The sequence below is a fragment of the Candidatus Eisenbacteria bacterium genome (assembly GCA_030017955.1).
Lineage (GTDB): Bacteria > Eisenbacteria > RBG-16-71-46 > JASEGR01 > JASEGR01 > JASEGR01.
Genome location: JASEGR010000053.1, coordinates 1 through 20,500, shown reverse-complemented (window position 1 = coordinate 20,500; position 20,500 = coordinate 1). Strand labels below are relative to the sequence as shown.

Annotated in this window: 17 protein-coding genes; 15 read left to right on the top strand and 2 right to left on the bottom strand. The window is 51.8% G+C overall.

The genetic code is table 11. From position 1 onward, the window contains the following. The 6 genes from QME66_09375 to QME66_09350 form a co-directional block, all read left to right on the top strand. Window positions 1-318 (top strand): hypothetical protein (locus QME66_09375; GenBank protein MDI6809176.1); only part of this gene is annotated, 318 nt, incomplete at its 5' end. Beyond that, on the top strand, window positions 318-1,283 hold the full coding sequence (locus tag QME66_09370; protein ID MDI6809175.1) for a radical SAM protein: 966 nt from the start codon (window positions 318-320) through the stop codon (window positions 1,281-1,283). The genes QME66_09375 and QME66_09370, both read left to right, overlap by 1 nt. 338 nt (window positions 1,284-1,621) lie before the next feature. After that, the gene (locus tag QME66_09365) at window positions 1,622-2,752 is read left to right on the top strand and encodes a DNA repair exonuclease (protein ID MDI6809174.1); all 1,131 of its coding nucleotides are present in this window, start codon (window positions 1,622-1,624) and stop codon (window positions 2,750-2,752) included. Beyond that, window positions 2,749-5,382 carry an AAA family ATPase gene (locus tag QME66_09360; GenBank protein ID MDI6809173.1) on the top strand — a complete coding sequence of 878 codons (2,634 nt, stop codon included), beginning with the start codon at window positions 2,749-2,751 and terminating at the stop codon, window positions 5,380-5,382. The genes QME66_09365 and QME66_09360 overlap by 4 nt, the downstream gene beginning before the upstream one ends. A gap of 167 nt (window positions 5,383-5,549) precedes the next feature. Next, window positions 5,550-6,101, top strand: coding sequence for a c-type cytochrome (locus QME66_09355; protein ID MDI6809172.1), 552 nt, complete (start codon window positions 5,550-5,552; stop codon window positions 6,099-6,101). A 48-nt stretch (window positions 6,102-6,149) separates the two neighbouring features. Further along, window positions 6,150-7,502, top strand: coding sequence for a cbb3-type cytochrome c oxidase subunit I (locus tag QME66_09350; protein MDI6809171.1), 1,353 nt, complete (start codon window positions 6,150-6,152; stop codon window positions 7,500-7,502). A gap of 21 nt (window positions 7,503-7,523) precedes the next feature. Here the strand turns inward: QME66_09350 and QME66_09345 are convergent, their stop codons facing one another. Further along, window positions 7,524-9,374, bottom strand: coding sequence for an APC family permease (locus QME66_09345; protein ID MDI6809170.1), 1,851 nt, complete (start codon window positions 9,372-9,374; stop codon window positions 7,524-7,526). 49 nt (window positions 9,375-9,423) lie between these two features. Then, on the bottom strand, window positions 9,424-10,008 hold the full coding sequence (locus tag QME66_09340; protein MDI6809169.1) for a flavin reductase family protein: 585 nt from the start codon (window positions 10,006-10,008) through the stop codon (window positions 9,424-9,426). 663 nt (window positions 10,009-10,671) lie between these two features. Here QME66_09340 and QME66_09335 point away from each other — a divergent pair. The 9 genes from QME66_09335 to groL all read left to right on the top strand — a co-directional run bounded on the left by QME66_09335 (window position 10,672) and on the right by groL (window position 20,345). Then, window positions 10,672-10,827 carry a hypothetical protein gene (locus QME66_09335; protein MDI6809168.1) on the top strand — a complete coding sequence of 52 codons (156 nt, stop codon included), beginning with the start codon at window positions 10,672-10,674 and terminating at the stop codon, window positions 10,825-10,827. Continuing rightward, window positions 10,824-11,738: a hypothetical protein gene (locus QME66_09330; GenBank protein ID MDI6809167.1), complete on the top strand. Its 915-nt coding sequence runs from the start codon at window positions 10,824-10,826 to the stop codon at window positions 11,736-11,738. The genes QME66_09335 and QME66_09330 overlap by 4 nt, the downstream gene beginning before the upstream one ends. A gap of 371 nt (window positions 11,739-12,109) precedes the next feature. Further along, entirely contained in the window at window positions 12,110-12,652 is a 543-nt protein-coding gene (locus tag QME66_09325; protein ID MDI6809166.1) for a nucleotidyltransferase domain-containing protein, read from the top strand. Beyond that, on the top strand, window positions 12,649-13,089 hold the full coding sequence (locus QME66_09320; GenBank protein ID MDI6809165.1) for a hypothetical protein: 441 nt from the start codon (window positions 12,649-12,651) through the stop codon (window positions 13,087-13,089). Before QME66_09325 ends, QME66_09320 begins: the two co-directional genes overlap by 4 nt. Window positions 13,090-13,454: 365 nt before the next feature. Continuing rightward, window positions 13,455-14,534 carry a restriction endonuclease gene (locus QME66_09315; GenBank protein MDI6809164.1) on the top strand — a complete coding sequence of 360 codons (1,080 nt, stop codon included), beginning with the start codon at window positions 13,455-13,457 and terminating at the stop codon, window positions 14,532-14,534. A gap of 142 nt (window positions 14,535-14,676) precedes the next feature. Continuing rightward, window positions 14,677-15,957 (top strand): MFS transporter, encoded by a 1,281-nt coding sequence (locus tag QME66_09310; GenBank protein ID MDI6809163.1) that lies wholly within the window; start codon window positions 14,677-14,679, stop codon window positions 15,955-15,957. Window positions 15,958-16,083: 126 nt separating this feature from the next. Beyond that, window positions 16,084-17,775: an endonuclease gene (locus QME66_09305; GenBank protein MDI6809162.1), complete on the top strand. Its 1,692-nt coding sequence runs from the start codon at window positions 16,084-16,086 to the stop codon at window positions 17,773-17,775. 474 nt (window positions 17,776-18,249) lie between these two features. Further along, on the top strand, window positions 18,250-18,537 hold the full coding sequence (gene groES / locus QME66_09300; protein ID MDI6809161.1) for a co-chaperone GroES: 288 nt from the start codon (window positions 18,250-18,252) through the stop codon (window positions 18,535-18,537). A gap of 173 nt (window positions 18,538-18,710) precedes the next feature. After that, window positions 18,711-20,345 (top strand): chaperonin GroEL, encoded by a 1,635-nt coding sequence (gene groL / locus QME66_09295; protein MDI6809160.1) that lies wholly within the window; start codon window positions 18,711-18,713, stop codon window positions 20,343-20,345. Window positions 20,346-20,500: the final 155 nt, after the last annotated feature.

Genomic DNA, 20,500 nt, shown 5'->3' with positions numbered 1-20,500 from the left:
CTCATCACATATCTCCCCCACACAAGCATCTCCAAGATGACAATGGAGCCCGACGATGGCCTCGCGCTTGAGTGCACGACTCCGAGGGAAAACCTTCGCGTACACGCCCACTATCTGATCGGTGCGCTTGGCCGAGAGCCACAATTGGGCTTTGTTACAGCAGAATTGCGTGGACGGTTCGCCCAATTGCAGATTAACGGTTTTCTCCACGTCATCGGCGATGCTAAGAACGGCGTTTTCCGGCAGACCGCAATTGCCGTGGGTGATGGCATTCTGACGGGCATGAAGATATATCACGGACTAAAGGAATCTTATTGATGAAAGTAATCGCATCGGCCGGACGAGAAGACGTGGCAATCGTTTACATCGTCCAGTTCAGCAGCGGCAAAATGGTCGAGTGCGTCGAATCAGTGCAGCCACCGATTCCGCGCGAGAAGAAGTGGGTTTTGCTAGTGTCTACCCTGTTTGGCTGTCCGATCGGCTGCAGAATGTGCGACGCGGGTGGGCACTATGAGGGCAAGCTAACTGCGGAAGAGATTTTTGAGCAGATCGATTTCTTAATTACGCGAAGATTTCCAGATGAGAATGTCCCATGCCACCAATTCAAGATTCAGTTTTCCCGCATGGGTGAGCCGGCTCTGAATCCCCACGTGCTGACCGTGCTGGAGGAGATGCCACGTCGCTACTATGCCCCCGGTCTTATGCCCTCCATTTCGACCGTGGCGCCGCACGGCGCAACGCATTTCTTCGAGAGGTTGCTTGACATCAAGCGGAAAAAATACACCGGCGGAGGCTTCCAGCTTCAGTTCTCGCTGCACGCGACGGATGAGGAACTGCGGGAGAAGATGATCCCCGTGAGAAAGTGGAGCTTCCGAGAGATTGCCGAGTATGGGGAGCACTTCTACAGGCCGGGTGATCGGAAGATCACGCTGAACTTCGCGTTGGCCCAGGGTACGTCGGTAGAGGCGAGTGTACTGCTTCGACACTTTTCACCGGACAAGTTTCTCATCAAGATTACGCCGCTCAATCCAACCTATCGTGCGCGGGAGAATAATCTGTTGTCATATATTGATCCATCGCAGGACCGGGCCGACTGCGACATCCTCACAGCGCTGCGCAAGGCCGGTTACGAGGTTATCGTCAGCATCGGTGAAATGGAAGAGAGCTACATCGGAAGCAACTGCGGTCAATACCTCAAGCGTCACTTGGCGGCCAACACGCTGCTGTCCGGCGCTTACATTTACGATGTCCAGATTCATGCGGACGGGTTCTCAATATCTTGACCACCTCGCGATGTGCCTGGTTTTGCTTCTGAACCAGATGAAACCGCCTAACCCCGACATGCCGCGGCAGGGAATTAATTCGGGACGGCGAAATCACTCATCCGCGACATGCGGTTGACGCCGAGCGCGTTAGAACTCAATAAGCCATGAGGACACTGAACCGATCAGCATTCATCGTTCGTCCGAACCAGCCATACATCGAATGGGCGGCAAACCGTGGAAGTATTTGCTCATTCCGCACGACAGAATCGCGGACATTAAGACGCTTCAGGGGCTGACCGCGACCTACATCTATCGCAGCGGATCCATTGCCCAATGTTGAGAGGAGGGATGAAGCCTTGATTCGTTTTCTTCATACAAGCGACTGGCAACTGGGGATGACCCGCCATTTCCTTTCGGAGGGAGCCCAGGAGAGGTACAGCCAGGCGCGGTTCGATGCTATTCGGACCATGGGACGCATCGCCAAAGAGAAGAAGTGCCAGTTTATGCTGGTGTGCGGCGATGCCTTCGAGTCCAATCAGGTGGACAGAAAGACCGTCGCCCGGGCGCTGGAGGCCCTCAAGGACGTGCCCGTTCCGGTATACATCCTTCCAGGGAACCATGACCCGCTGAATGCCGCGTCCGTGTATCGTTCAAGCACCTTCATCGGCCGAAAGCCCGCTGATGTTCACGTAGTTGAGAATGCCGTACTGCTCAAGGTTGCCGACGATGTGGAATTGGTGGGTGCGCCGTGGATGTCCAAGCGGCCGGTCGCCAATCCTATCGAGGAAGTGCTCAAAACTCTCCCCCCAGTGAGTGGAACCACGCGCATCTGCATGGGGCACGGGGCCGTTGACCTGCTTACGCCCGACCGGGAATCCGCCGGAGTTATCGCGGTGGCGGCGCTCGAACGCGCAATCGGCGAAGGGAAGGTTCACTTTGTGGCGCTCGGCGACCGTCATTCGCTCACCAGGGTGGGTACCGGCGACCGCATCTGGTATTCCGGGACTCCCGAAGCCACGGATTTCTCCGAAACACGGTCGGCGTTCGCCCTTGTTGTCGAGGTCGGCGATGACCGTGTAGCCACCGAGGAAGTTCAAATCGGGCGGTGGCGGTTCACCGAACGTGGTCGCGTTGACCTGAACACCGGCGACGATGTGGAAGCGGTTCGGAAAATACTGGAAGACATGGAGGACAAAGAGCGCACGGTCCTCCGGCTAACCCTCGTGGGTTCGCTCTCCCTGTCGTTACAAGGGGTGCTGCAAAACCACTTTCTTGCCGCGAGTGACGTGTTTGGCGCGTTCGAGGTCCGGGAGGATGCCCTTCTCGTGGTCCCGGACGATGCGGATTTCGCTGACCTCGGGTTCTCGGGCTTTGCCGCGGGAACAGTACAACGGCTCCGAAGCAAGATCGTCCAGGGCGGGAATGAAGGCGCTGCAGCCCGCGACGCCCTTATGCTTCTTCTCCGGCTGGCAAGGGGGGCCGCATGAAATTCCTTCGTCTCCGAATCGCCAACTACCGGAGCATAATTGCTTCCGAAGTGAAGTTCGGTTCCACTGGCATCACGCTCGTGCTGGGGCCAAATGAAGTCGGGAAGACCAGTCTTGGCGAGGCCATCGGGCTTCTCTTCGAGTATCTCGATTCCAGCAAGCACCGCGATATCGAGGCAATCCGTCCTGTTCATCGTGACGAGGGGCCTGAGATCGAATTGCAGGCCGAGAGCGGGCCCTACGCATTCACCTACTTCAAGCGGTTCCACAAGAAGCCGGAAACCAAGCTCACGATCACACGGCCGAACCCCGAGAACCACACGGGGCGTGAAGCGCATGAACGCGCAGAGGCCATCCTCCGTGAAACCCTCGACATTGACCTATGGAAGGCGTTGACCATTCAACAGGGTGCCGCCATCCACCAGCCCATCCTGACGAAACAGACATCGCTTTCGACTGCGCTTGATAAGGCGGCGGGTGGTCGTCCTGCCGATCCGCGGGAAGAGGGGTTGTTCGAGAAGGTTGGGGAGGAACACGCCCTCTATTTCACCGAGAACGGGGTCGAACGGAAGGAACTCAAGGAAGCCCGCAAACTGCAAGAGAATACTCACACCGAGGTTGCCGAGATCGAGCAGCAGATCCGCGACCTCGAACAAGATATAGAGAGAGCAGCCGTCCTTCAGCGGGAGTTGGGACAACTGAAGAGGCGCGAAGACGAGTTGATGGCGGAGGTCGCTGCCCAAACTTCCTCGCTTGAGGAAATTGGCACACTGGAGAACGTCCTTACGGCGGCTCGCCTCAAGCTGGAGTCGGAGCAAAAGTCCGAGCAAGCGGTGCGGCGCGACAAGGAGACACGTCAAGGTTTCATTGACGCTGTTGCCAAGGCCACCAAGGCCCATGGGGACCTTGAAGAGTCCACCTCGATGTCGCTTCCGGCGTCGAACCAAGCCGAGGGAGATTTCAAGAAGTCCCAGGCTGCATTGAATGAAGCCGACAAAAAAAGGAAGGAGGCGGATACTCTTGCCGCTCTACGGCGGGCGGATTTCGACTACTACAACAACAAACTGCATCTCGATCAGCTCCGGGAACGCAAGGAACGCATTGACCAGGCCAGGAAGAACGCTGCCCAAGCGGAGGAGGTGCTGGCGCGGAACAAAGTGAGTTCCCAAACCCTCCAGGCAATCCGAGAAGCGGAAAAGGACCTGTTGACTGCCAAAGCGAAATTGGAGACGGGAGCGCCACACGTTCTTCTTCATGGTTTGGCTGAATGTCACGTGATGATTGACGGTGTGGACACCACACTTGACAAGGGCGACGACCGCTCCTTGTCGGTTGCTGATAGCTTGAGACTGACCCTTCCGCGGAAGCTGGATATTGAGATAACTGCGGGCTCCAGTTCGGAAAAACTCCAAAAGAAGGTCGATGATACTCAACTTGCTCTTGAAGACGCATGTAAAGACGCCGGCGTTGCCGATCCAGATGAGGCAAGAAGGGCATTCGAGGAGCGTAACGAGGCATCTCGGAATGTGAAAAGCAAAGAGCAGGTCGAGAAAGACAACCTTCGGGACCTGACCTACGAACAACTTGAGCGGAAACTGCTCGGCCTCCAGCAGAGCGTGCCCGACTATCTGGCCAAGCGTGTGCGGAAACCCACCATTTGCCCCGATCTCGCTTCGGCAAAGAAGGAACGGGCAAATGCAGAGGCAGAGCAACAGAAGGCGAACGGCAACTTGGAAACGGCGCGTGATGCCCTCGATGCCGCCCGCGACGTTCGTGATGGCTTGAGTGCAAAGCACCAAGAGGCGCGGGTGCAGCTCGATTTGCTGGCCAAAGACATCAAACGGGCAAGCGAGAACCTTGACCGGGCGAGGCAAAGTGTTCCCGATGACGTACTGGAGACGACGCTGACGAGTGCCATCCGGGCCGTGGCTTCCGAGGAAGGCGTCGTCCGAACTGCGGAAGCATCCTTGAAGGCCACGAACCCCGAGCGGGTAAGAGCATTGGCCGAGACGGCAAAGGGTTCTCTGCAGACAACGCAGAATCGCCGGAATGCGGCTCAGACGGAACTGACAGAAGTGCAAACCCGGTTGAAAATCCGCGGTGAGGAAGGACTTCACGAAAAACTGCACGCGTCGCAGACCAACCTTGAGCGGATTGAAACGAAGAACCAGTCGTTATTCCGGTGCGCCGCATCCGCCAAGTTCCTCTTTGAAGCTATGCGGGAAGAACGAGACAAAGCACGACGGGCTTACGTAGGCCCGCTCAAGGAGAAGATCGAAAACCTTGGCCGTTTGGTCTTCGATGACTCGTTCCAGGTGGAGATCAGCGAAGACTTGCAGATTGCCAGCCGGACGGTCAACGGTATCACGGTGCCGTTCGAGTCGTTGAGCGGTGGAACAAGGGAACAGCTTTCCCTGATCTTCCGCTTGGCCTGTTCGATTATCGTCGCCAAGGATGGCGGAACACCTCTCATTCTGGATGATGCGTTGGGCTATACGGACCCCGACAGGTTGCGCTTGATGGGAGCTGTCCTGGCCAAGGCCGCCAAGGACTGCCAGATTGCCATCTTTACGTGTGTGCCTGACCGGTACGAGAATGTCGGCGAAGCGACCATTGTTCCGCTGAGATGAACTGACTTCTACTCCATGACGACTCCCTCCTTGAAGAGAACATTGTAGCATCGCAGTTAATGAGGACATTTTCCCTTTGCTAACACACTAAGCAATAAAAAAGTTGACCGTTCCTGCTTCGAGCAATAATCTTCTCTGAGCAGTTAGGCTGAGAAGGAGGTGCAGGCATGGAGGTGCTTTCCTGGATTGCGTCGCTTGCCGGAGTGCTTTCGATTGTGCTCTTTACGTATTGGGTCTCCAGGGCGGACAGACTCAAAGCGAAATCCTTGCGAAATGCTTTCGTGATTGGATTTGCGTTCTTCTCCGTTTTCTTCGTCGTGTTTACTATCCAGACTCTTTCCGTTATACCCAAGAGAACAAATGCAGAGCTCATGACACCTCTTGTTGATTCGGGCAAAAAGGCCTGGCATAAGTATGTCTGCATCGACTGCCACACGCTCATTGGGAACGGGGCCTACTACGCCCCCGATCTCACCAAGGCCTGGGACAGATTTGTCGGGCAAGCAGGCGGCGACAAAGACGCAGAAGATGCAATGATCGGTTTCCTGGAAGATCCGCCGCAGGCCACATCTCATACAAGGGGGATGCCAAACCTGCACATGAGCGACGATGAAGCCAAATCGCTTGCAGAGTTCCTCAAGTGGATAGCGGGAATTGACACGAATGGCTGGCCTCCGAAACCGTCGAAGCCTATTGTGGCCTTGGATCCGGCGGGCTGATCGTCCGGTGGCGGCAATGCCCGGAATATGCTTAGGGAGGTTTCTGTAATGAACCCGAGGGCAAAGGCAGGATACAATTTCTTTGTTTTCTCAGCCGCTGTTCTGCTCCTCCAGACCTTCGTCTTCGGCCTTATCTCTGCAGCCCAGTACGTTTGGCCGGGGTTCCTTTTCAATATTCTCTCGTTCAACATGGTGCGCGTATTCCATATCAATTGCCTTGTTTTCTCTCTGCTTGCAGGATTCATGGGATCGACATACTACCTTCTCGCCGAGGAAGGCGGAAGGCTTCACTCCGAGGGCATCGCGAAGCTGAACTTCTGGCTGCTTGTCCTGGCTGTCGGACTTGTCCTCCTGGGTTATCTCTACATGGGTCTATCGCATCATTACTCATCACTGTTCTCAGAGGGAAGGGAATACATAGAAGCTCCCAGATGGGCCGATTGGGCAATTGTGATAATCACTCTTCTCTTTCTCTACAATGTATTCATGACAATAAAAAGAAGGATTGGCTGGAACGGGATAACCGGAATTCTCATGCTTGGCCTCGGCGGGCTGGCATTCTTCTATCTTTTCGGGATGAAGTACTTCAAGAACATGACCAATGATTTCTTCTTCTGGTGGTGGGTAATTCACCTCTGGGTCGAAGGTGTCTGGGAGTTGATTGCGGCCGCACTTTACGCTCTTCTGCTTGTCAGGTTGTTCGGCTTTCCGAGGGAAAGGGCGATAAAGTACCTCTACGTCGAAGCAGGGCTCGTTCTATTCACGGGGATTCTAGGGACAGGTCATCACTACTACTGGATTGGAACTCCAGAGTATTGGCTTCTCATCGGAGGGTTCTTCAGCGCACTCGAACCTCTTCCGCTTCTGGTCATGGTTCTTGATGCCGTGAGGATTTCAACGAAGGAAAAGAGAATTGAACATCCAAACAAACTCGTAAAATACTGGGTCATGGGCGGTGTCATCATGCATTTCATCGGAGCCGGCGTGTGTGGATTCATCCAGACGCTTCCCCAGGTGAACCGCTGGACTCATGGCACTCAGCTGACCGCAGCTCACGGCCACATAGCTTTCTTTGGCGCCTATTCGATGCTCATAATTGCTGTGACCTACTACGCCATTCCCAGAATCAAGTTTGGAACGGATGATTTCAACCAGAGACGCGGAATGTGGGCATTCTGGATAATGCTGATAGGACTCCTTGGGATGGTTCTCTCTCTTACCGGTGCCGCCATGGTTCAGGTCTTCATGGAAAGGATCGGCGGGCTTAGCTTTATGCAGGTTCAGGACTACATGCGTATCTTCTATGTGCTGCGCTTTGTCTTTGGTGCCTTCATGTCGATAGGGGTCGTTGTTTTCTTCCTCGATGTAGCTCGTCCGAAACCCAAGCTGCTCAGGGTGTGAGCTCCCTGCGAATTCGATTAGTTACGGACCTGGTTTCTTGGCGGGAGGGAAGTGTTCGATTACGAAGCTGAACTCCGGGAACATTTTGGGCAATTTCATCAGGCCATAGACCATAACGCCGACAGCCATCCGGTCCAGCCAGGAAGAGAGTGGCCATCCCAAATGAACCACCACGCGCTTGTGCGGGAGCTCGTACCGGACTAATTCCAGCATGGCGAGCATACGGTTCTGAACATTCTGCGCCTGAAGCGGAAAGCGGAAATGATTGTCTCCAAACTTTGGCGGAATCCCCTCTCTGGGAGAGTAGAAGCTTACGAATGCTGCGGCCGGCTCTGCCTTGACATCCGCCTCTTCCTTTGGCCGTTTGAAGTAAACGTGTACTGTCTCTTCCGCGGCTTCCGCCATGTAGAAGATCATGTCCATGGGGCTGTCGGTCTTTCGTATTTCTTTTATCTCCGGTGCTCTCTTCCGTGCCACGGCGAACCCCACGGCAAGTGCAATGACCGTTGCAGAAGCCCACATTATGGTGCCGTGGGTCTTGTGAACGGCGAGGTATATGAAGCAGCTCAGGAAAATGATGAATATTATGAGAGTTCCAAAACGTGAGGTATTGTACTCCTGAATTTGCTTGGTACCACGGAAGTAACGATAGATAAGCAGACTCCCCATGTTTATGCAGAAGCTTGCGAGTAAGCCGAGCGCATACATCTCTGCCAGGGTCTTCTGGCTGCCGCTTGTGATGAAGATTATTGCGGTATAGAGAAATCCGTTGGCTATATGGATGCGATAAAGCGATTGACGGGAGTTTGGCTTGATAATCCAGCGGAAATTGTACCGGTCCGCCACCCTCTCTATTAACTCACTCGATGCCACGTAAGCCGTGTTTACAGCCATGATAAGCGTGATACTGGCGAGAAGCCCTACGACGATTCCAAAGAAAGGTCCACCCAGCATAGTGGCGTAGTGGGTTATGAGGTCTCCCTCGTGTGCTGCAAAGTCAATCTTTGAAGAGAGAGCCAGCATTGCGACTACGGGCGTCACAATCCCAACCGTTACAGCCAGGAAGATGTAGGCGCGGGCAACCTCCTTCCAATTCTTGACCAACCCGGCAGTCTGAACGACCGACTCGATACCTGAATAAGCCAGGATGCACATGGAAATACCGACTATCAAGGAATGAAACCCTGGCAATACGCCTGCCGTCAATCCTCCCCATACCTGTCTCGAACTTGCGGCTATTGCGGATAGATTGCTCTGGTCCACTTTCAGGAAACCTGCCGCTATGAGATTAAGGAAGACAACTGCAGCTCCCATGAATATGCTGAAAGTGAGCCTGGCGTTCTCCTTGATTCCAAGGATATTGAGCCCGGCTATGCCCCAGATGATGGCGAGTTGGAGGCCTATCTTGAGAGGAAACGATAGAGGCAGGAAGGACATGCCGTTTCCGACTGCGCTTACAGTTGAGATGCTGGCAGTCAGGATGTAGGCGACCATGATAGAGGCCACGGCAATAAAGCTCATCGTGGGCCCGAGCGCAAGATATGAGAAGGAGTAAACCCCACCGCCCTTTATGTTGTTTTTCTCCAGGATCTGCGCTACTTCTACCATCCTTGTAGTGGAAAAGTGCATGAAGATAGAAGTGAGGGCGATGTAGATTATTGCGTTCTCGCCTATGAAGCGCCATGCCTCACTGGGGGCATAGAAAACGGAAGTGAGCTCGTCCATCAGGGTTATGATGGCCACAGAAAACCAAGTCAACCACCAGCGCCCGCCTTTGAAGTAAACAAGAAGATTCTTGGTGAGGAGGAGCTTTACGAAGAGAACAAGAATGGCAACGTTGAGCAGGGGTAAGACTATCCAGTGTAGATTCATGTTTGAGTGATAACCTGCCTCACAGCCTGACACCTTCCAGCTAGCACCTTCAGGCCTTCTTCTGACCCAGGAGACGGCGGTCAAAATGCCTGGTTTCAACTGCCTTGGCAGCCATGTATTTGTCGGAGCCGATATACAGAGCCGGATTCGCGTATTCCAGTTTCATGACGCCGTTTTCGGCGAAAGCCTTCTCATCATAATGAACCGCCACAATCTCACCCACAAACCACTCATGGTCTCCGCAAGTGTGATGGCTGTAGAGTTTGCATTCATACGACGCGTACGCATCGGCCAGGATAGGGCTTCTTATCTTCAAGGGCTTGTCTTTCCTCGCACCTGTCTCCTTGAATTTGTCCACGTCTTTGCCGCTTAGGCCTCCGGCCTTAGCTATGAGATCCGCCTTTTCAAAGGGCATAAAGCCGATTGCGAACTCCTTTGCTTCCATGATCAGGCCGAAGGTGAATCTCTTTGGAGACACAGATACTCCGTAAAGAGGCGGGTCGAAGGAAATAGGACAGTGCCACGCAGCAGGCATGAAATCCTCTCTGCCTCCGTGAGCAGTGCTCACCATTGCAACCACTTTCGGGTAGTAGTGATAGAAATCCACAAACTTGTCCAGAACAATCTTTCCCACAGGGCCCCCCTTCGTAATTTTCATACAGACGCTCAATGAGAATGCAGGCACGTTCTTGTGACAAGGCGAGATTTTGCCACGCCACACACTATCTTTCCAGAAGAAAAGAAGAACTTGATGCGTGTGGATTCGGTATTCGAGGCCTTTTCTTCGTCGGTAACTTTGTCACCTGAGTGAGCCCCGAGGATTGGGACAGAATATACAAAACCGATTTGCTTCCTAAATCCATCGGGACGGCGAAACTAACCCCGTTTTACCGCTCCTACGATACTTCCCACAAAATCTCCGTGTTACACCCCCGGCAGGGTGTGTTTATCATTTTCACCTTGTATTGGGTGTATTATTTTGTCTGACGTCATTTGGTGAAGGCAATAACCGGCAGCTCTTCTTAACTGTGAAGATGGGATTCTCATCGAAGAACTTCTTGAAGTCGCCCATCGCTTGTCCTCTGAGCATTGTGGGTACGATTCGCACCTCAAACACTCGATTGCTGCAAGGGGCAACCTTGCAGATATTGAGAAGAGTGAATTCCGAGGTTGACACCAAAAATCCAACTTCCTATAGTTCCCGATTGTCTCGGCGGCATTTCCGAGTGCCTCTTGAGCCGGGAATCGACCAAGTTTTTGATCCAGGAAACGAACGTATTTCCTATGGAAGTGTCAAATGCCAAGTAGCAGTGCCGAGATCATTGAAAACATTCTTTCCTATCTTGATTTCCCACAGGACCGTCGTACCTACTTTATCAACAACCTCACATACATGCCAAAGGAGATACTTTCCGCAATTCTCCGAGCACTGGAGAAACGCGGCCTGGGATGAATATAGCGGAAACAGGAGCAGAGGGGGTTAGCACAGCACCTAAGAAGAATCTGTTTCAGTCTGTGCGAATGTTCCCGCGGCAAGACAATGGAAATCAGCAGCCACCTGCAACAGAGTTCGCCGAACACGCTGCCAGGGTAAACTCTCCCCCTTCCAAAGCAGCTGACAAAGGTTTCTCTGCCGAGATTGACGGGATCGCATCAAGAATCAAACAGTTCGGAAGGGACGTTCCCAGGTTCACCACAGGTCTTCCGGAAGCGGACGAGCTTGTGTATGGTGACCGGTTTGCTTTTCTGGTTGCGTGCTCTCTTGATCGCGATGCTAAGTCACAAGTAATCTGGCGAATTCCATACTACATCAAGCAAAGTTTAGGGCACCTTGACCCGGAGAAATTGAGCCGTATGAGTCTCGAAGAAATTGGAAACCTGCTCAATCGCCTGCCTGCAAAGCCAAGGTACATGAACGATGCCCCTTTCACAATCCGTCAACTTGCCCAAACTGTTTCTAACGAATTCGGCAACAACGCTGATGCAGTATGGATCGGTCGTACTGTGCTGGATATTCGTGATACGCTCCTTGCCATTCGAAGTGTCGGTCCGGGGATAGCAAACATGACCATCAACCTCTTGCATCGCTACTTTGGTATCGCATTTCAGGTGGACGACTTCAGGAGAATTGATGTAAAGCCTGATGTTCATGTCGAACGAGTGTTCTTGCGAACCGGCTTATCGACCGGAGCAGAACGCGCTCTGTTTGCTGCGCGTCTTCACAGTCCGGAGTATCCTGGCGAGCTCGATTTGGGGGCATGGGAAATAGGCAAAAGATGGTGTCATGCAAACGCTCCTCTTTGTGGTGCGTGCCCTCTGGGAGATACTTGCCCTAAGATGAAAGTCCACATCACCCGAGTCTGAGGTCAACAGGACTTCGTGCAGATGGGTGCACACGACTTTGCGAATCAAGAGATGATTGAGGTCTTAAGGACCATGATGCCGACCAAGAGACTAGAAACGGCATTCTATATCGCGCGTCTTGCCAGTAGAGCGATGCTGGCCTAGATAATTCATGACCATCCCGATTGGACGGAAGACGAGGTCAAAAGACACGTGGCAGAGAGAACCCTTCGAGGCATATGATAATTGTCTGCACCCTACTGGGCTCGCAACGGATAGCGTCGTGCAAGAAACTATGACACAATTATTATGAACTGATTTCAAAGCTTGACAGGAATAGTGTATAAACTTACACTGTTTGGTGTAATGTTATACACGGGAGGTTAGGCAACATGTTGAGCCTTCGGTCTCAAGTCACGCAGAAGATTCTGGGGCATTTCTTTCTTCACGAGGGGAATGCCATGTACGTGAACGAAATGTGCCGGCGCCTTGATGTTGACCGGGGGAATCTTATTAAGAAACTCAAGGAACTCGAGGGCGAAGGGGTCCTCAAAAGCGAGTGGAAAGGGAATCAGCGTTATTATTTCTTGAACCCCTCCTTTCCACTTCTTAAGGAGTACAAGAAGATTATTTTGAAAACAGTAGGATTTGAACATATCCTGAGGAAGACTCTCCAAGAGGTCAAAGGACTCAGAAAAGCAATTCTTTTTGGCTCCTACGCCCAAGACAGAATGAATCTTTCAAGCGATATTGACTTACTCGCCATCGGTACGCATAGCACCATTGATCTCCAGAAGAAGATTGCTGAGCTCCAGAAAGCTGTTGACCGAGAGATCAACGTCATCAGTATGAGTCCCCAGGAATACGAGAGAAAACGCAAAACCGATTCGCTTCTCAAATCCATCGGGAAGAGGAAATCAATACCCATTTTATGACCGACTTCGGCACGAAATATTTTCAGAAGTTCAAGTTCGAACAAAAGCAAATTGAACGGTATCTTCAAAGTGCGTTTCATGACCTTGAGATTGCCAAGAAGGATCAATTTCCAGAGGTTCGTTTCACCTACAGCTACCAAGCCTTGGTCAAAGTTGGAATTGCTCTTATTGCCAAGGTAGGGCAGGTGAGGGTAAGGAGCGCGCCGGGTCATCACATCAAAATCCTTGAGAAAATGAGCGAAATTCTGAAAAACCAGGATGTCTTAACTATTGGCAATGCGATGCGGACGAAGCGAAATTATGACTTCTACGGCGGCGGCGATTCCATTAGCGGAAAAGAGGCAAACGATTATTTGAAGTTTGTCGAGGGTATCATCTTGGCAGTTCGAAAGGTCATTCAACGGACTGCATCTAAAGAAGAGCTAAGAAACATTTAGGGCAACGGATAAGAACCCTCTTTTCGGTAGCGATGGCAGAGTCAAGGAACACCTTCTCAGGGCTCCGACATCCCTGCCCCACTATAGAATCTCGAGAAAATGCTTGCCGGAAACTCATCCCTCCACCCGTCGGTGTCTTCGTGGCGTTTGACACCAAAAATCCAACTTTCTATAATCACGGCACAATTTTGAACTTTGAAGAAATCTGACCTAATCGGTTGATGAATGCAGGCCAGCGTCCAAAGCGCTCCGGGGGTTCACGTACAATTAGCACATGTCGCATTTGCTAAGGAGAACGCGTTGTCGTCCTTACCCTTTGTGTTATCTACTTGGAGAATTCGCATTTTCTCAACGAGTTCGACCTAATGGGGAAACAAAGTAAGAAGAAGGCAACTGGAAAGTCTCCCTACCCGAGAATAGTTCTCCTTGGCTGGGTTGGGTGCATTATTAGTATTTCTTTGTTGTATACTGGTGGTGGTTTGCAGAGTGGCGGTCTAGCAGTCCTCGGCGTGGGGTTGTTGTTGTTTTCGCTTTTTGTTGTGCTTGTAGCTCTCGTTAACCACGCGGGGTACAAGCGCCAACAAATGAAGGAAGAGAGAGAACAGAAGGCCAAGGAACTTGGGAGAAAGATAGACACTCTGGTTGCAAGCGGCGACTATGGAATCCTAGAAAACTTTGTCAGAAAGTACAGACAAATGGGATGTGACGAGGGGAATCTCATCCAAAGGGGGTATGACAAGGGGAATCTCGTCAATCTCTTGGTTTTGCTTTCACGAAAAGGGACAAAACTTGATGTCGAAGAATTAACGCAAGTAATTCACGAAGAGGAACTGAGGCAAGACTATGAAAACCTCAAGACCAAGATACTCAGTAGTAAACCGAAAGGGTTGGAGCAATACGTAAGGTCTATGCTGGAGGTCTGCGGAGATAGTCAGGAGAAGTACACGGACCTATTCAAGCGTCTGCTCAAGGAAAATGGCGTAGGTTTCGAAGAGGGCCAGCTAGCAGAATGCGTCAAGAATACTATATGGGAAGTCGAGCTTTCGCGCTTTGAGAAGAATTTGGCGAACAATGCCTTTCAAGCTTCACAGACAGAATCGTTGGATTCTGCAAGTGGTGTGGAATTTGAGAGGTTCTTGAAGACTCTTTTTGAAGGAATGGGGTACAGCGTTCGACAAACAAAGAGCACAGGTGACCAAGGGGCTGATCTGATTGTGACCAGGCAAGGGGAAAGAACAGTCGTGCAAGCCAAGAGACATCAGAACAAAGTAACCAACAAAGCGATACAGGAAGCCGTTGCGGCCATAAAACATTATAGGGCAGACCGAGGGATGGTTGTGACGACGAGTGAATTCACACGGTCAGCGGTGGAATTGGCGAATTCAAATGCCATAGAGTTAATAGACAGACGCAAATTAGAAGAGCTTGTCCGAAAGTTCTTGTGATTGTAAGTTCGGCGTGAGGGCCTCATTAAAGCTCTCTTCTATCGGTAGGGAACCTGCCAGCTAATTCTGCTCCGTTCTCCTATTTTCCGAGCCAGGCCAGGCTTGACTTTGGACGGGGCGGCCACCAATTATTGTTTCCACCATGAATGAGCCGCAATTCCAGGTAGAGGAAAGCATATACAGAAGGATCTTTCTTCTCGGCGTGTTGAATGGGATCTTCTTTAACGTCTCAGGCGTATTCCTCTCCGCCTCCACGGTGGTCCCCCTTTTTGTAAGCCACCTGACGGATTCCAAGGTTCTGATTGGGCTGGCCGGGAGCATCGAGAACATCGGCTGGTATCTGCCTCAGATAGTTGTTGCCGGCCTCACGCTTCACCATAGCCGGCAGCTGCGTATCTACAAGAACGCCGCATACTTTCGCATCGTCGCCTTTTCCCTGCTCGTACTGAGCGCATTCATTCTGCCGCAGAGGAGTCCGACATTGTGCCTCGTCCTGTTTCTGTCGATGTTGACTCTTTACGCTCTCAGCGGGGGCATGGCTGGGATTGCCTTCATGGACATAGTCGGACGAACTGTGCCGCCTAACAGGAGAGGAAGCTTTTTCGGCATGAGAATGACCATTGGAGGAGCCTTCGGAATTCTGGCAGGTTTCGCTGTCAACAGTCTCCTGGCCGGATATGACTATCCGCTCAACTTCGGGATAATCTTTTTGGTGGGATTTCTTTTCATGGGACTGGGTCTATTTTCCTTCTTCTTCATCACGGAACCGGAGCTGAAAAGCCCCAGGCCGAAACGGACACTAGCAGCTAATGTCAAAGAAGCCTACTCGTTTTTTCGGTCTGACAAAGATTACAAGACCCTCTTCTGGGTAAGAACCGCTATTAGCAGCTTCTTCCTTGGTTATCCTTTCTACATCATTTTTGCCGAGCAGGTATTGCGTTATCCTCCTGGCTCGGCAGGTATCTTTGTCTCCTATGAAATGGCAGGTTATTTGGTCTCCAATATTTTGTGGGCCTATCTTTCTGACCGGGTCAGCAATCCCCTGGTGATGCTCCTTTCTGCCGTTTCCGCTGCCCTGGCCCCTTGCTTTGTTTTGATTTCGTTTGCAGTCAAGCTTCCCCTGCAGGTCTTTGCCATGAGCTTTTTCCTCCTCGGAGCAACAGCCAGCGGACTGTGGGTAGGGTTCATGAACTATCTGCTTGAGATAGCGCCGGACGATCACCGGCCGCTCTACCTGGGCTTCCTCAATACCCTGATTGCCCTCACTCTCTTTCTCCCTCTCCTCGGCGGGAGCATTCTCGAGATTTCCTCGTATCAGTTCCTCTTCTCATTGATTTTTGGCCTGGGGCTCCTTTCCGTCTTCCTTGCGTACAGGTTATACAGGTCGAAAACCGTTGTTGCGCGAAGCAAGTCCTTGACGTAACCTCCGGAAAATGCGATAATTACAGTTCAAGGCTAGGCCGATTATCTGACTCCCCCGTGACCTAAGGACGATTGAGTATCCCGTCCCGGGGGAGATAATTATTATGCGGAGAATTATGAGGGAGTTATGCGGGGAATAATCAGGAAGCTATTGGGAGGAGTAATGAGGGGACTTGGTCTCCTGGCGGCCGTCTGTATTCTGGCCTGCTCGCAGTCAGCTGAGACACAGACACTGTCTCACGACATGCTTGATTTTGGAGACCGGACTGTCGGGGCGAGAGACAGCCTGTCATTCTGGATTTACAATGACGATGATACCTTGAAAGTCACGGATATCAATAACTACGAAAGTGTTTTCTCGGTGAGCGATACGAGTTTCGTCGTGGCCCCTGGCGATAGCCAGAAGGTTTGGGTGTATTTCCAGACAAACCAGAACCTGAATTATCAGGATGTTCTTCTAGTCGAAAACACTGGTGGGGATCAGACTTATCCGCTGACATTGAAGGCCCAGGCAGACTACTCGAGTCCGTACTACGACAGCACTCAGGGGCTAATTGATGAAGAATTGAAAACTGCAATATTCAATCTTGTCAACGGGCATACGGACCTTGGCTACAACCTTGCAAGGGACAGGATGTTTGACACAATTGACAATGTCAATGGAACGGTGGAATGTGTTTACATCGGGCAGGTGATAAATGCCGTGAACAGAACCGAAGCTCAGAATCAGGGGTTCAACACCGAGCACACCTGGCCTCAAAGCCTGGGCGCGGAAGGCACAGCCAAGAGCGATTTGAACCACCTTTTCCCCACGGATGCAATTCCCAACAATGTCCGCGCCAATTATCCTTTTGGAAAAGTCGTAAATCCGACCTGGCAAAATGGTGGTTCCAAGCTCGGCACAGATAGTTATGGCTCAGTTGTCTTTGAGCCCCGGGATGTCCATAAGGGTGATGTCGCCCGTGCCATGTTCTACTTTTCCATCAGGTACAACAATCCCTACTCATTCTTGAACCAGCAGGAGGCAATCTTGAGGACGTGGAACAAGGATGAGCCTGTCAGCCAGAAAGAGGCCAATAGAAACAATGCAATTCAAGGGTACCAGGGAAAGCGGAATCCCTTCATCGACCACCCTGAATTCCCGGACAGGATAAAGAGCATCAGCACAAGTTCCCCCACGACCTATGCTCCTGAGATCAGTGTTTCTCCAACAAATCTGGAGTTTGAAAGCACACTGCCAAATGACTCCCTGGATCTTAAGATCACTATCGTGAACAGCGGAAATTCTGCACTTTCAATTAGCTCGATTTCGTCCGATTCAGGCGTCTTTAAGATTATTGGAAGCGTGAGCTCAGTTCCGGCATTCTCCTACGCTCAGATTACGGTCAGATTCAAACCCGAGTCGCCGGAGGAAACGTATTCGGGGACGATTTCGATAGACAGTGATGACTCCGACGAAAGCCACATATCAGTGCCGGTGAGCGGCGAGAGCGGGTCGCTTGTGTTTGTTCGTGAGGAATCGTCTTCAAGCGGGTTCCTCAAAGATTTCTATGTTTCGCAAAACTATCCAAATCCGTTTGGAAAGAACTCCAACTGGTCTTCAACGACTGTTTCCTATTCTTTGCCGGGCCATGGATTCGTCTCAATAAAGGTTTTCAACGGCCTCGGTCAGGAAATTAGAACAATCTTTGAAGGTGCCCAGAGCGCAGGAAGTCATTTTGCGATTGTCGACGGCTCCGATTTGGCGGCCGGGGTCTATTACCTGCAGGTCAAAGCAGGGAACCATTCTCAGATCAAGAAGATTACGTTTGTGAAATAGAGCTATTCTGCATGGTTACGGGCCGCAGGCAGTTTTTCGCCTTTCCTGCATCCCCGAGGGTATTTCCAGGTGTCGGCCGAGGGGTGTGCTCAACCTCAGAAAATCAGTTGTAAGAGACATCCGAATCTGCTAGCGTACGGGGTAGAAATTGTTTTTCCGCACGGTGGCCTGATTTCCTGACTGCATGACACTTTTTATCCTTGCGTACCAGGAATGCCGAGCGAATGCCGTCAGTTGCAACAAAAAAGAAAGGCATGTCCCAGGAGACTCGGGGACGCGCCGCCGGAATTTTGTCAATCGAAAGGGGGGATGTGAGTAAGGTCGAGAAGCAGTTCCTCATGTCTCACCGCAGCGGCCGGCTGGGAGAACATTGTGAGAAGGTGAAGTCCTGCCTCCCAATTGCAGCCTGCCGCAAGTAGCATGGTCGGTAAAGACAGAAGTCCAGCCAGGAGTTCTTGAAAGGAGCGATAGAAAATGAAGATTCGTCCACTTGCTGACAGAATTCTCGTAAGAAGAATTGAAGAAGCAGAGACGAAAAAGGGCGGAATCATAATCCCGGATACCGCAAAAGAGAAACCTCAAGAGGGAGAAGTAATCGCAGTCGGAGCCGGAAAGTTAACGGAAGAGGGAAAGAAGATTCCTCCTCAAGTGAAGAAAGGCGACAAAGTTCTGATAGGGAAGTACTCTGGAACTGAAATCAAGATAGATGGTAAGGAATATCTTATACTCAGAGAGGAAGATGTCCTTGCAACTATCGAATAGATGTCTGCGTATTGGCGCAGCTTCTCCTCACAGCGCCCTGGGAGGCGATGTGTTGCGGTCGGAAGCAAGCGGGTATCGTCCCAAGGACGGTCCAGCCACATGCTTGCCGAGCGCGCGAGAAGTCTGTATGAGTGGTTACCATCTATCTTCTAATTCAAGGAGGAGTGAATAGCATGGCTGCAAAACAATTGATCTTCAGCGAACAGGCTCGTCAGGCGATTATGAGCGGCGTTGAGCAGCTCAGCAAAGCCGTCAAGGTGACACTCGGGCCAAGAGGAAGGAATGTAGTGATTGACAAGAAGTGGGGCTCCCCAACTGTGACAAAGGACGGCGTCACGGTTGCGAAAGAGATTGAACTCGAAGAGCGCTACGCGAACATGGGCGCTCAGATGGTGAGAGAGGTCGCGTCGAAGACAAGCGACGTGGCAGGCGACGGAACCACAACAGCAACAATCCTCGCTGAAGCGATTTTCCGTGAAGGTTTGAAGAGTGTTGCGGCCGGAGCAAATCCAATGTCGATGAAGCGCGGGATTGAGAAGGCGGTCGGCATTGTGATTGATGAGCTCAAGAAACTCAGCAAGCCCGTTAAGGACAGGAAGGAAATCTCCCAGGTTGCGACCATTTCCGCCAATTGTGATGAAGCGATTGGCGAAATAATTGGCGATGCAATGGACAAGGTGGGCAAAGACGGAACCATAACTGTCGAAGAGGCAAAAAGCATGGAGACCACCCTCGACGTTGTTGAGGGAATGCAGTTCGACAGAGGTTACATTTCGCCGTACTTTGTCACCGAGAAAGACGCTATGGAATGCGTTCTGGAAGACTGCTACATCCTTATCAACGAGAAGAAGCTTGCCAACATGAAAGATCTTCTTCCGCTTCTTGAGAAGGTCGCCCAGAAGGGCAAACCGCTTCTCCTGATTGCCGAGGATGTCGAGAGTGAAGCGCTTGCAACATTGGTCGTGAACAAGCTCCGCGGGACTCTCCAGTGCGCTGCTGTGAAGGCACCGGGTTTCGGGGACCGAAGAAAGGCAATGCTTGAGGACATAGCGGTTCTCACCGGCGGAAAAATGATTTCCGAAGACCTCGGAATCAAACTTGAGAACGTGAAACTTGAAGAGCTCGGAAGGGCAAAGAGAATTACAATCGACAAGGACAACACCACTATCATCGAGGGCGCAGGAAAGCCCGAGGAGATAAAGGGTAGAGTTGCTCTCATCAGGAAGCAGATTGAGGAGAGTACCTCAGACTATGACAAAGAAAAACTTCAGGAACGTCTCGCCAAGCTGGCCGGCGGAGTGGCAGTGGTGAATGTCGGCGCTTCGACTGAGACCGAGATGAAGGAGAAAAAGGCAAGGGTCGAGGATGCACTTCATGCCACCAGGGCAGCGGTTGAAGAAGGTATCATACCTGGCGGCGGTGTTGCCTTTATAAGGGCAATTCCCGTGCTCGATAAGTTCAAGGCCGACGACGAAGATGAAGCGATTGGCGTCAACATTGTGAAGCGGGCTCTCGAAGACCCTTTGAGACAGCTTGCGAACAATGCCGGCCTTGAGGGTTCGATAGTTGTTGAACATGTGAAGAAGGAGAAGAGAAACTTCGGCTACAACGTGCAGACCGAGAAGTATGAGGACATGATTGAAGCCGGCGTGATTGATCCGACGAAGGTCGCAAGAACGGCGCTTCAGAATGCGGCGAGCGTCGCGGCGCTCATGCTCACAACCGAGGCTTTGGTTTCAGAGCTTCCGGACAAGAAGAAACCGATGCCTCCGGCCCCACCCGGCGGCTACGGTGAAGACATGTACTAATCAGAATTGAAACCCCTCACCCTTATCCTCTCCCCTCCGGGGGTTGGTACTAATCCTCTCCCCTGTGGGGAGAGGGTAGGGTGAGGGGGAGAAGTGCGAAGCCCGGCCTAAGACCGGGCATTCTTTTTTCCTCTCCCTTATGGGGAGTGGGTCAT